Source organism: Microcoleus sp. AT3-A2, from assembly GCF_036705685.1.
Classification (GTDB): Bacteria; Cyanobacteriota; Cyanobacteriia; order Cyanobacteriales; family Microcoleaceae; genus Microcoleus.
Genome location: NZ_JAUBVF010000001.1, coordinates 21,195 through 33,408, shown reverse-complemented (window position 1 = coordinate 33,408; position 12,214 = coordinate 21,195). Strand labels below are relative to the sequence as shown.

At 44.6% G+C, this 12,214-nt stretch carries 12 protein-coding genes; 3 read left to right on the top strand and 9 right to left on the bottom strand.

Annotated features, from left to right (window positions below):
• Positions 1 to 145: 145 nt before the first annotated feature.
• From QUB37_RS00130 to QUB37_RS00110, 5 genes are all read right to left on the bottom strand, one after another.
• Complete coding sequence (locus QUB37_RS00130; RefSeq protein ID WP_333157986.1) at positions 146 to 1,312, bottom strand: LptF/LptG family permease; 1,167 nt, start codon at positions 1,310 to 1,312, stop codon at positions 146 to 148.
• An 81-nt stretch (positions 1,313 to 1,393) separates the two neighbouring features.
• Positions 1,394 to 2,122, bottom strand: coding sequence for an LPS export ABC transporter ATP-binding protein (gene lptB / locus QUB37_RS00125; protein WP_333146003.1), 729 nt, complete (start codon positions 2,120 to 2,122; stop codon positions 1,394 to 1,396).
• Positions 2,123 to 2,295: 173 nt separating this feature from the next.
• Entirely contained in the window at positions 2,296 to 2,766 is a 471-nt protein-coding gene (locus tag QUB37_RS00120) for an LptA/OstA family protein (protein ID WP_333157985.1), read from the bottom strand.
• A 301-nt stretch (positions 2,767 to 3,067) separates the two neighbouring features.
• Complete coding sequence (locus QUB37_RS00115) at positions 3,068 to 3,475, bottom strand: DUF309 domain-containing protein (RefSeq protein ID WP_333157984.1); 408 nt, start codon at positions 3,473 to 3,475, stop codon at positions 3,068 to 3,070.
• Positions 3,476 to 3,621: 146 nt separating this feature from the next.
• Positions 3,622 to 3,996, bottom strand: coding sequence for a ferredoxin-thioredoxin reductase catalytic domain-containing protein (locus tag QUB37_RS00110; RefSeq protein ID WP_333129403.1), 375 nt, complete (start codon positions 3,994 to 3,996; stop codon positions 3,622 to 3,624).
• A 300-nt stretch (positions 3,997 to 4,296) separates the two neighbouring features.
• Here QUB37_RS00110 and cas6 point away from each other — a divergent pair, with 300 nt between their 5' ends.
• A complete protein-coding gene (gene cas6 / locus QUB37_RS00105; RefSeq protein ID WP_333157983.1) occupies positions 4,297 to 5,427 on the top strand; it encodes a CRISPR-associated endoribonuclease Cas6 in 1,131 nt (376 codons plus the stop codon).
• 84 nt (positions 5,428 to 5,511) lie between these two features.
• Here the strand turns inward: cas6 and QUB37_RS00100 are convergent, their stop codons facing one another.
• Together QUB37_RS00100 and QUB37_RS00095 are read right to left on the bottom strand one after the other, a co-directional pair.
• Positions 5,512 to 6,948 (bottom strand): DUF2079 domain-containing protein, encoded by a 1,437-nt coding sequence (locus tag QUB37_RS00100; protein ID WP_333157982.1) that lies wholly within the window; start codon positions 6,946 to 6,948, stop codon positions 5,512 to 5,514.
• A gap of 9 nt (positions 6,949 to 6,957) precedes the next feature.
• Complete coding sequence (locus QUB37_RS00095) at positions 6,958 to 8,541, bottom strand: DUF2079 domain-containing protein (RefSeq protein WP_333157981.1); 1,584 nt, start codon at positions 8,539 to 8,541, stop codon at positions 6,958 to 6,960.
• 127 nt (positions 8,542 to 8,668) lie between these two features.
• Here QUB37_RS00095 and dxr point away from each other — a divergent pair, with 127 nt between their 5' ends.
• Positions 8,669 to 9,859 (top strand): 1-deoxy-D-xylulose-5-phosphate reductoisomerase, encoded by a 1,191-nt coding sequence (gene dxr / locus QUB37_RS00090; protein WP_333157980.1) that lies wholly within the window; start codon positions 8,669 to 8,671, stop codon positions 9,857 to 9,859.
• Between the two features lie 232 nt (positions 9,860 to 10,091).
• On the opposite strand, the gene QUB37_RS00085 is transcribed toward dxr, so the two are convergent.
• A complete protein-coding gene (locus tag QUB37_RS00085) occupies positions 10,092 to 10,604 on the bottom strand; it encodes a phosphoribosyltransferase family protein (RefSeq protein ID WP_333157979.1) in 513 nt (170 codons plus the stop codon).
• A 54-nt stretch (positions 10,605 to 10,658) separates the two neighbouring features.
• On the opposite strand from QUB37_RS00085, the gene QUB37_RS00080 reads away from it, so the two are divergent.
• The gene (locus QUB37_RS00080; protein WP_333157978.1) at positions 10,659 to 11,408 is read left to right on the top strand and encodes a pentapeptide repeat-containing protein; all 750 of its coding nucleotides are present in this window, start codon (positions 10,659 to 10,661) and stop codon (positions 11,406 to 11,408) included.
• A gap of 148 nt (positions 11,409 to 11,556) precedes the next feature.
• On the opposite strand, the gene QUB37_RS00075 is transcribed toward QUB37_RS00080, so the two are convergent.
• Positions 11,557 to 11,760 carry a hypothetical protein gene (locus QUB37_RS00075; protein ID WP_333157977.1) on the bottom strand — a complete coding sequence of 68 codons (204 nt, stop codon included), beginning with the start codon at positions 11,758 to 11,760 and terminating at the stop codon, positions 11,557 to 11,559.
• Between the last annotated feature and the right edge of the window lie 454 nt (positions 11,761 to 12,214).

Below are 12,214 nucleotides of genomic sequence, written 5' to 3'. Positions count from 1 at the left end.
TATTATCAATTCCCAATACTTAGGCTACGCGGTTCCTTTCCTTCGACTTCGGTTCTCCTCAGCATAGTCGAAGGGAAGGGAGCCGAAGGCAGTCAAATTGCAGTACAAGTTCCGAATTCGCCATTCCCAATGTTAGTGGTAAAACTTACCTAGCGGCGGCCCGCGCCAACAATAATCCCCCGATTCCCAAACCAAACACGATGGGCAGCCAAGCCGAAAGAATCGGAGTCAAAACAGCTTTCACGCCCATAGAACTGGTGATGAAAGAAAATACGTAGTAAGTAAAAATCACAACTACGCTAATACCAAAACTCGTTCCTCGGCCGGAGCGGCGCGGTTGAGTTCCCAAAGCGGCTCCCACTAAACCAAATACCATGCACACGAAAGGAAAAGCATATTTTTCTTGAATCCGCACCTTTAATTTGCGAATTTGCGGTTCGTCGCCACTGTTTTTAAGGATATCCAAACGCTCTAAAGCTTGGGCAATGTTCATTTCCTTGAAATCCCGCGCTCTAGCAGCTAAATCTAATGGCGTGCGGGGGAGTTGCAACTGCTGGTGTTGAAACCTAACTATATTGCGGTAAGAGCCATCAGGAGCAACTATATAAGCGGTTCCGTTGAAAAAATCCCAGGTATTTTGTGAGGGATTCCAAGTAGCTGATTCTGAAGAAACGATTTGATTGAGGCCAGGGGTGGAGCGATCGATAATTGTTAAACCTTTCATTTGCTGGCCGTCAAATTGTTCTGCATAAAAAAAGCGGGCGAGGATTTCGTCGCCGCCTTTTTCTGGTTTGCGAAATTCTGTGTAGATAATATTTCTATCTTGAAATATCGGTTTTTCTCGCTTCAGGGCTCTGTCTAAAGTGACAGTAGCTCTGTAGCTAGCGGCGGGTACGACTAACTCTTGCAAAGCAAAGGTGAAGCCGGCAACAATTAAACTCATTATCACTGCAGGCAGTATCAATCGGTAAACGCTAACTCCGCAACTGCGGAGGGCGATGAGTTCGCTGTCGCTGGACATTCGGCTGTAGGCCATTAAGGTTGCTAGCAGCATTGACATGGGGAAAGCCAATACTACGAAGTAGGGAATTTGCAGGAGAAAAATTTCTATGGCTGCGCCGTAGGGGAGGCCGGATTCTGCTACTCTGCGGACTAATTCAAATAAAGCTCCAACTGTGACGGCGACGGATGTAAAGAGTCCGACGCCAAATAAAAATGGGCCGATTAGTTCTTTGGTAATGTACCAGTCCATTACTGAAATTCTCGGCAGCCAGTTGATGGGATTCAAAGAATTGGATATTGCTATTTTCATAGTGGCGCTTTCTCGCAGATTGCTCCTCAATCTAAAATCTAAAATCTAAAATTCTGCCGTTTGCTGAATGCCTTCAAAAGACTATCGCACGAAGTTGTCACCTAAGTAATACTGTCGCACTAAAGGGTTGCTGTAGAGTTCTTCTTCAGCCCCGGAGGCTAAAATTTGGCCGTCTCGCATGATGTAGGCTCGATCGGTAATTTCGAGGGTTTCTCGGACGTTGTGATCGGTGATGAGGATGCCGATTTGGCGATCGCGCAGTTTAGCAATAATGGTTTGAATTTCGTCTACGGCGATTGGATCGACGCCTGCAAACGGTTCGTCTAAAAATAGGAACATGGGCCCGTCTCGCCCTGCAGCTAATGCTCTGGCTAGTTCAGTCCGCCGCCTTTCTCCCCCAGATATTTGAATTCCCAAACTGGATGCTATTTTTTCTAAGCGAAATTCTTGCAATAGGAAATCGACTCGCTCGCGCCATTCCCAGCGAGGTACTTGAGTTTGTTCTAGGACTAACAAAATGTTGTCGCGCACGCTCATGTTTCGGAAAATGCTTGCTTCTTGAGCGAGATAGCCAATTCCCAAATGCGCTCGCTGGTGCATCGCCAATTTAGTGATGTCTAAATCATTTAGCCAAACGGTGCCTTGATTTGGTTTTTCTAATCCGGTTGCTATGTAAAATGTTGTGGTTTTGCCGGCACCGTTTGGGCCTAGCAATCCTACGATTTCTCCTTGGGCTACCGACAGGTTGACGCGACTAACTACATTGCGTTTTCCGTAGGATTTGTGAATATTTTCGAGTACAATTTTCATTTTCGCTCCCGGCAACCTCTACAAGCTAAATTTCAGACAGCAGCTTTGTGCGATCGAGTCTCTAATTTAAATTTTACCTTTTCAAGTTTGTCACTTTTATAAAGACGAAATTTCGCATCTATCCCAAGTAGTATGTTTTGACTGAGGCGAAATTTCGCTGCTGCAAGCCACTGTTACCGGGGGGCTGTAGTTGGACGTGGGGAGCCCACTGCATTTTGGGCTGCCGCATCTTGTTCCGGGGCAACCAGATAAACAGATTCTACCTGTCCTGGGTTGTCTGGCAGGGCAATAAACCGCCCTTCGTCGATGAGGTATGTTATGGTTTCGCCGCGCAGGCTGTTGCCCTGCTGCAATACGTAAACATCTCCGCTGAGAATGATCCGGCGCTCGCGGCTGAAGTATTGAGCTTGAGCTGCGGTTGCTTGTATTTGGCGGGCTGGATAGTTGATTTGGACGTTGCCGCGGGCTGTCACGATGCCGGTTTTGGAGTCGGCTTCTTGAATGTCCGATCGCACGCTGAGGGTACGCGGCGCGTCGGCTTGCGAATAGGTGGGAGAGGCGATCGCGCCTGCCAGAGTCAGGGGCAACAGCAGCGATAATCCTTTGAATATTCTGGAATTGAGTAGTTTAGCGGAGGGCATCATAAGCTTGGAGCCTCAATATTTGTGAAATTACTGAAGGGCATTATCTCCAGTTAGGTATTTTATCTTAACGGCCAGAAGGATTCCCGTGAGGTCGATCGATTGACCCGAGAGTCTCAACCAATTATCCTAGCAAGAGAGCAGCGAATTTAATTGGTTATTTTGCTGAGTTGGTGCAACTGTCTTAACCGGGAACGGGCAAGAGGCTGGTTCCACAGCAAATTAATATACTTGGACAGCCGGCAAGAAAGCCCTCCTCGGTGTAGAGGCTAAGTCGGCTGCAAACCCTAATACAAACATTTATTTAACTTTTTGGTAAGTTGATAATTCGCGGCAATTGCAAGCCTGCAACTTCTGTACCTGCGAACAATGGTTGAAATTTAGCTACTTCTTCCGGGCCAGCTTGTTGCAAAGCGCTCAAAAGTTTAGCACTTTGTCCGAGCAAGTCTTCAACAGCTATTCCGGCATAACTCGGCTGATAATAACTGAGCCGATTTATTCCTTCTCCCAGCAAGATTACTGCACCACGCCAGTTTTGATTTCCTAAGTGATAAAGCGCGACCGCAATTTGCAATATTCCCTGATAAAACCTTTTTTCCGGCTCACCGGCTTCCATCCACAAAGCCTCTAAAGTATCGTGACAAGCGTAAAATTCTTGGCTGTTAAACTGTTCGATACCTTGCCAAAATTCGAGCGGGATTTCCTCTGTCATTCGATTGGAGATTGGGGATTTTCGATGGCGGATGTGTGTTTGAGTAGGCGGCGATCGATTTTTTTAAATAGCTAAGCCTTAAAAATAGGAAAAATAACGACCTGTTTTCAAAACTACTGCCCTTTCACGACCGCCTGCTTAACCGATTACATAGTATCTCTGACAGCTTGAATCTGATCCATTCCTATTTCCTGATTAGTTCCAGCGAAATCGTTATCTGGCGTCAGAAATAACATACAGTGACACTCTTTGCGCTCGCGCATGGGAATGCAGGGACAGTTCCAGTAGGCGGCTTTTACTTCGGCTTCTTTATCTTCGTAATGCCGACAAGGACATAAGGGAGCACCTAGTTCATCCTTGTGTTTGGCTAGTCCTTCTATCACCACAGCAGTGACGGAAGGCTCGGAACAAAAGTAAGTTCCCGTGCGCTTGGCGTAGGTTTCGGAGAAATTCTTCATCGCCTCCAAAGTTTTTTCGTTGGAGAGTTTAGATTTTTCTGTTGTGTTCTCTGTTGTGTTCATAGTTTAGGATCGGAGTTGAGGATGCTACGAGCTTTTAACAATTGTAGCGCAGAATGGGGTTTTAAACACTTGTATGTTTCTGTTTACTTACAAGGAGGAAAACCTTGACAAAGATTGAGTTTTAGGTTGTTGGTTTTTTAGTGGTTTTTGTCTATCCCGGAGGGTGCGGGAAACTGGCTGCAGACCCGGTTTTTGAAGCAGCCAAAAGATTTGGGCGATTGAGGACCCTCAACAATTATCCCCCAAAGGGGATAAAAATCTGATAAGATAGCACAGCCCTGTCCCTGTTAGTGGCATCTGATGGCAACTTCCCCGAAGCGCACCGGCACCGGCGATCGAAAATCTCTTCCGTCTGGGCTGATTTGGCCGGATGACAGCGAGTTAGTCGGATTAGTGTTTGAATTGACTCCCGGCGCTGCTAGCTATCTGTACGCGCAGTATGCTATAGGTTTGCACGCTTGGTTTTTAGGTCAAGTACACCAAACTGACCCGGATTTATCGCAACTTTTGCACGATGAACAGTCCGAAAAAGCCTTTACTATTTCGGGATTGGAAGGTGATTTGCTTCCCGGTGGCAAAGAATTTCAGCTTTTGGGCGATCGAATTTATCGCTGGTACGTAACAGGATTTTCAAAGCCAGTAGTGCAGTGGCTGAGTCAGTGGCTGCAAAATTTGCCCGAACAGATAGATTTGCGAAATTCTCCCCTACTAATTCGCTCTTGGGATATTGCTTTTGAACCCACAAGTTACCAGCAATTATTAACAGCAGAACTCCCATTTTCGCCCACCATCAAACTTAGTTTTGTGACTCCTACAAGCTTTCGTAGCAAAGGGCATCACTTCCCTTTGCCAGTTCCCGAAAATGTTTTTCACAGCTATTTGCGCCGCTGGAATAACTTTTCGGGGGTAAATTTTGACCAAGCAGAATTTTTGAATTGGATTGATGAAAATGCAATTATTAGCCGCCACAAATTGGAGTCGCAAAAGGTAGCGGCGGGCAAAAAAGGCATGGTAACGGGATTCACTGGGGCTGTGGAATTTGGGCTAGGGCGATCGGCTCACAATCGCCCTGATTTTGTACAATTATTTTATGCTTTGGGGCGGTTAGCCCCTTATTGCGGCACTGGCCACAAAACAACTTTTGGATTGGGACAAACGCGATCACAATGGTTGACAGAAGCGCTACCTGAAGTATCGATACAAAGCGTATTGGCGGCGCGAATAGATGAATTGACACAGAAGTTTATGGCACTGAGAAAGCGTACAGGCGGAAGTCGCGCTGCTGAGATTGCTGAAACTTGGGCGACGATTTTGGCGCGCCGGGAATTGGGGGAATCTTTGTTTGATATTGCTGGTGATTTGGAAATGCCTTATGAAACTGTGAAAACTTACGTGAAGTTGGCAAGAAGGGCTTTGAAAGTGGAGGATTAGCACGAATTTGTTGACTGTTGACTGTTGACTGTTGACTGTTGACTGTTGACTGTTGACTGTTGACTGTTGACTGTTGACTGTTGACTAATGACTCTTAGTAAATAGGTATATGTCGTCTCGCTGATATTTTAGTTGAAATTGAGGGGTGTTTTTTAGTTGAGTTACTAAGTTATTAACAAATTCTCGATCGCTCATCCAGCCAGGATATCTGAGGTTCAGCAATACATAATCAAATTCTGCGAGATTTGCAGGCGGCGCGTGAGCCTCAGTAAATTTTACTACAGGGCGGTGCGCTAAGTGCGGAGCAATCTGAGCAGTTGTTAAAACACTGCCTTTGGTTTTAACAAGAGAAATTGCCTCTTTGGTAGCTGGCAAAGTGTCGAGTCCATTTAAATAAATAGTCCAAAAATAGCCGTATTTCGCTAAAGCTAAAAAAGCAATCAACGACCAAATTACAATGACTCTAGGCAATGGATAATTAGGAATTGGCAATCTATCAAATATTGTCTTTCCCTTTTGCTGATTGCTAGCTGCTAAACTGGAAATTACTGCAACCAACAAAAACGGCAATATGGGCACCGAATATTGATGAATTAAATCCCGCTGAGCGGGGCTATAGGAAAGAATATTTAGCGCCAAAATCGGCACAGCACTAATTAAAGATGACAGATGACGCGGGGACAGCCACCAAATTACAGGTAATAGCAATAACACTAAGTATCCAAAAGTCTCTAGAGAAAACAAACGCTCTAAAACTAGATTTGGTTTCACTATTAAATTAATAGCAATTTCAAAAACCGAGTTTCCCAAATATTGATATCGCCAGATTCCCGCGGGTGCTCTTCCCTGATTAAAATACGGTATAACTGCCTGAGTAGCTACCAGGAACCAACCCGCGCCTAGAAATAGAGCTATGAGCCCACAAGTGCGTTTTTTGTCAAAACACAACAACCACAAACCCATCGCAGCCACAGTTAAAGATAGCACGGCTTTGCAGCTCAAAACTAATACAGTAGCAGCACAAAACCACAATGTTTTATTCAGCCTCGCGGCTAAGACTGCTGCTAGCAGTGCTGGTAAAGCAATTACTTCTGGGTGGAAGTCGAAGAGATTGACATTAAATACTAATGGATACAGGAGGTAAATACAGGCGATCGCCCAAGATATACTATTATTTAACCCGGCTTGACGTGCCAAACTCCAACTCGGCCAAGCACCTAAAGCGAGGGAAACAGCTTGCACTAAAAAAAGCCAGTGAACATCGGGATATATTTTGTAAAGTAAAGCTAGGGGATAGAAAATAAAAGAGGCGTGATCGCCCAAAATATTTATGGCGAGCAAAGAGGAAAATGGCGTTTGATTTTGGGAGATTAAATAAATTGCTTGATCAAAAATTGCTAAGTCGAATACAGTTGACTGAAACAAAGCGTGCCGCGCGCTGCTGGCGGTAAATAAGACTATCGTTGTCACAACAATCATTAAAAATACTGGATGAGATTTTAGGGATTTTAAAGTTAGCATTTTATTGGTTTAATCAGCGATTCGTTTAAATAGCAGAACTTGGTTTTTTTGATAATTTAAGTGAAAATCTGGAGATTTTTTAAGTTGAGTTGCTAAGGTATCACCAAGTTTTTCAGTATCAGGCCAGGGATGGCGTAGGTTTAATAATATGTATTGAAATTCAGCTAAATTTGTTTGGGGCGAAATTTGTGAAAGCAATTTTACTATTGGGCGATGGGCAAAGTGAGGGGCAAGTCTATTATCGGTTAAAATACTGCTTTGAGGTTGAACTTGTGCGACTGCTTCGCGTGTAGCTTGCCAGGTATCTAGTCTATTTAGGTACAAATAAAAATCTTTATATTCGCCCACACATAGGAAAATTAGTAATGACCAAATTATCATGATCCTCGGTAATTGAATTCCCTGCCAAAGTTGAGAAATTCGGAAATTTTTAACTTGTGGCAGATTGACCCATGTTAAAAAATGTTGCTTATTTGCTTTTTCCTCTTCCTTGTTGCCTTTTATTTCTTCCCTGTTCCTTGTTTCTTCCTTCGCGATTACTGCTAAAAATAAAAATGGAATTACAGGGACTGAATACTGATAGGCTAAGCTGCGTTGAAATGACAAGTCAGAGAGGATATTGATCAGCAGGGTAGGGAGAGCAGGAATTAGCGCTGTTAAATATTGTAGGCGTAGTTTTCCAGAAAATGGCAATAGCAGCCAAATTACAGGTAAGGTGAGGAGAAATAAATATTTGAATGTATCGAAAGAAAGGATTTTTCCTAATACTAACTGTGGTTTTAATATGAGATTGATGATAATTTCTAGTACGGATTTGCCTAAATAGCTGTAGCGCCCGACTCCAGCGACTTCGCTGCCGCTAAAGAAGGGGATGATTTTCTGGGAAGCTATCAAAAACCAAGCTGCACCCAGCAAAAGTGCGATCGCCCCGTACCGTTGCTTTTTTTCGCAAAAAAACAGCCAGAAACCCATAGCAACAACGGTTAGGGACAAAACCGCCTTGCAACTGAGAACTAACAGAATAGCGGTACAAAACCACACAATTTTATTTAAACGCGCCGCCAAAATTGCTGCCAAAAGTGCGGGTAAAGCGATTACTTCCGGGTGAAAATCAAATAAATTGATGTTAAATACCACCGGATAGAGCAAATAAATCAATGCGATCGCACGGGATTGTTCTTGATTTAAACCTGCAAAACGCGCTAAACTCCAGGTAGGCCAAGCCCCCAGGGATAATGCAACTGCTTGTACAAACAGCAGCCAATGCACATCGGGGGAAATTTTGTACAGCCAAGCTAGCGGATAATAGATTACCGCTGCGTGATCGCCCAAAATATGAATCCCCATTAAAGAAGAAAAAGGCGTTTGATTTTGGCTGATTAAGTAAATTGCTTGGTCAAAAATTCCCAAATCGAAAGCAGTTGATTGGAATAAAGCGTGCCGTAAACTGCTACACAAAAAGAAAATTGCCGCAGCAGTAGCGATCGCCCAAACCAAACTCGACGGTAGCTGCGATCGAGCTTCCTCTCTATTTTCGGCGATCGAGACACTGATGTCCTCACGGTCATCAGCAAAATTTTCCCTATTCTGCATGAAATCTGGCACTAGGTGGTCACTCAAAATATGATTCCATCGAATGTGCTTTCCACGCAATAGTTAACCACTAATTTTTATCCCCGCAATCGTAATATTAGAATAATCCACAAAACATTAAAAAATTGTGAAAGCAATAACTCTTCTCGGCTCCACAGGCTCGATCGGCACTCAGACTCTGGATATTGTAGCTCAATACCCCGATCAATTTCGGATTGTCGGGTTAACCGCCGGACAAAATGTAACGTTGCTGGCCCAGCAAATTCGCCAGTTTCGACCGGAAATTGTCGCGGTTTGCGACGAAGATAAATTACTGGAATTGAAGGAGGCGATCGCAGATATCGACCCTCAACCTATTTTACTTGCTGGCGAGTCAGGCGTTGTCGAAGTTGCCCAATACGGTGACGCTCAAGCCGTCGTCACGGGCATAGTTGGCTGTGCCGGTTTGCTGCCAACAATTGCGGCTATCAAAGCAGGCAAAGATATTGCCTTAGCCAATAAAGAAACATTAATCGCAGGGGGCCCCGTTGTCAACCCCTTAATCGAAAAATATGGCGTTAAAATATTGCCGGCTGACTCGGAACATTCAGCAATTTTTCAGTGTCTGCAAGGTGTTATGGTTGGCGGGTTGCGACGAATTATTCTTACTGCTTCGGGAGGTTCTTTTCGAGATTTGCCGATCGACAAATTAGCAGGAGTAACAGTAGCCGATGCTTTAAAACATCCAAATTGGTCGATGGGGCAGAAAATCACGATCGATTCTGCTACTTTGATGAATAAAGGATTAGAAGTAATTGAGGCTCATTACTTGTTCGGGATGGATTATGACGACATTGATATTGTCATCCATCCTCAGAGCATAATCCACTCATTAATTGAGCTGCAAGATACATCGGTTTTGGCGCAATTGGGATGGCCGGATATGCGATTGCCGCTGCTTTACGCTTTGTCTTGGCCGGAGCGAATTTATACGGATTGGAAACCGCTGGATTTGGTGAAAGCTGGGGATTTGACTTTCCGAGAACCAGACCACGAAAAGTATCCTTGTATGCAGTTGGCTTATGCGGCGGGACGTGCGGGCGGTTCGATGCCGGCGGTGCTGAATGCGGCAAACGAACAGGCGGTAGCGCTATTTTTGCAGGAGAAGATTCAGTTTTTGGATATTCCAAAGTTGATTGAAAAGGCGTGCGACAAACATCAAACCGATAACTGTGAAAGTCCTGCTTTAGACGATATTTTGGCGGCGGATAGGTGGGCGAGACAGGAAGTTTTGGCAGATAGTATGGAATTGGGCGATCGTATTCTTTCGGTTCGCTAATTGTATCAGCAGACTTGCACTTACCCACAAGCCCGCCGGGGAATTAATTAATTCCCCGTCTCATAGCTAAAGTCGCTTGAAACCGACTGCCAAACCTTAATAAATATTCAGTTTTCTTTGAGAGGACTTTAGCGATGAGACAGGGGGTGAAACCCCGGACTGACTATACCAAAAAGTGTAAAATATCGGGAGAACACTATAAAAAATTGACCTGACTTTAGTTTTTTATAGACTAACTCCCAACTTTTGCAGCCAAATCCGCCGCACTCATCTTTTCGTACATTTCAAAAGGTTGGTGAATCCAAGGATTGTCAGACAAATAATCTACATAATAATCCGGCTTTGCAACAGAACAAGCCTTGTACCAGATTACAGCAGTCCGAATTTCCTGAATATCCTCGCCGTAGCGACTCTTCAGCCAAGCGATACCTTGTTCTAAACTAATTCCCGAATCCACCAAATCGTCAACCAGGAGAATGCGGCTGCCCAAATTATCGCCCACCATTGTCAAATCGCGGGCAAACTCGATCGCACCCCGGACATTTCCCTCTGCCCCACCATAGGACGAGGCCGCTAAAACTGCCAGAGGTTTGTCGAAAATCCGTGACAGAGTATCTCCAACCCGCAGCCCTCCTCTCGCCAGACAGACAATTCGATCGAATTTCCACTGAGATTCCTCAATTTTTACAGCCACATCCTCAATTTTTCGATGGTAATCAGCCCAAGAAATGTAAAGGTCGCTCATGCCTAATATTATGGAAATATCAAAGGTATTATTAATTATTTTGGGGAAAATGACATGGATGCAGATGAACTTCTCAGACGGTATGCAGCCGGAGAACGGGTTTTTCACAAAGTAGACCTGAGCGGTGTCCATATGTCAAGGACAAATTTGCGCGATATTGACCTGAGTCACGCTAATTTAAAAGGTGCAAATTCGATCGGTCTCACCCTCTACAGAGCTAATCTGTATCAAGCAGATATCAGTCAAGCCAACCTCTCCCAAGGCAACCTCATGTCCGCTAATTTTGGCGAATGCGAGGCGGTGGGAGCGAACTTGAGCGGCGCCATCTTGCGGAGTGTCGTCTTCAGTGGAGCCGATTTAACGGGGGCGAGTCTCAGGGGTGCAGACATGAGAGATGCAAACCTTCAGGGGGCAATTTTGATTCAAGTTTATGCAGTTAACGCTAACTTCCAAGGTGCAAACTTGACAGAAGTAAAGCTTTGCGGAATCAACCTGAGCAAAGCAAATTTAACGGATGCGAACTTAACACAAGCTGACCTCAGCCGTGCTAACCTAACTCAAGCAAATCTGAGTTGGGCTAATTTGACGGAAGCAAATCTGGAAAAAGCTGATTTGAAGGGAGCCGATTTGAGCGGAGCTAACTTGAGCTGTGCAAATCTCCATCAAGCAGATTTGAGCGGAGTTTCCCTTAAGGGAGCAAATCTCCGGGGAGCAAACTTGCATCAAGCTTCTTTGCGCGGGACAAATTTGGATGAAGCGAATCTGAGAGAGGCCATGATGCCTGACGGCACAATCTCTGACTAAATAAGCTGAGAAAATAGAAGTTAAAACCGCAGGGTGCTTCTGGCGCACCCTACATTTAGGCTAATGCCTGATTTTTTTAAGGGGATTTAATTCTGCCTTCAAGTGACAGTGCATTTAAAGGGTAGCGGCAAAAAATTTAGAACCGAGTTTAATCTACAACTTTCAGCCAGCCCCGGCGAACGGCGTGGAGCAAGCGGTTGATGGCTGTTTGATCTTCTTCGGTAAGACAGTCATTTAACAGGGCTGCTTTGAGCTGTTGTCGGTGAGTGGGAGTCAGCAGACCGGAGTGATATACCTGAAAGACTAGCTCTGCAATCGTAAATTGAGGTAAAAGCGTTTGGGTGGTGATCATGTGTTTTTTTTTGAACTCACTCTTGACAGTATTGAGTGATTTTCCCAATTTTTATGTGATTCAACTACGGGAGTAAATGTGATCCATTGGCTCTTGATGAGTGATTTGTGTCAGCCGGACTAGGGGAGCGGATATGTCCTCGATAGCCCTGCTACTTGAAACACAAACCCCGTCCCGATTCCTCGCTTCTGGCAACCCCCACATCTCTACTTTTGGTTAAGAAATGGTGACAAATAAATTAAGATTTATCTATTAAGAGATTACTAATGACTGCTAGCGAAAGCGCTAGGCTTAATTCAGAGTAAAACGTTTAGCCTGTTTAGGAACCCGCTTTTACCTACATTTACCTAGTTTCTTGGTGTGGTCTTTGTTCCGTGGATATACTTAATAATCTGCCCAAAAACCGATACAAGTTTCCGACAGGAGCGGCTACCCCCCCCCCAATTTTAAGCTC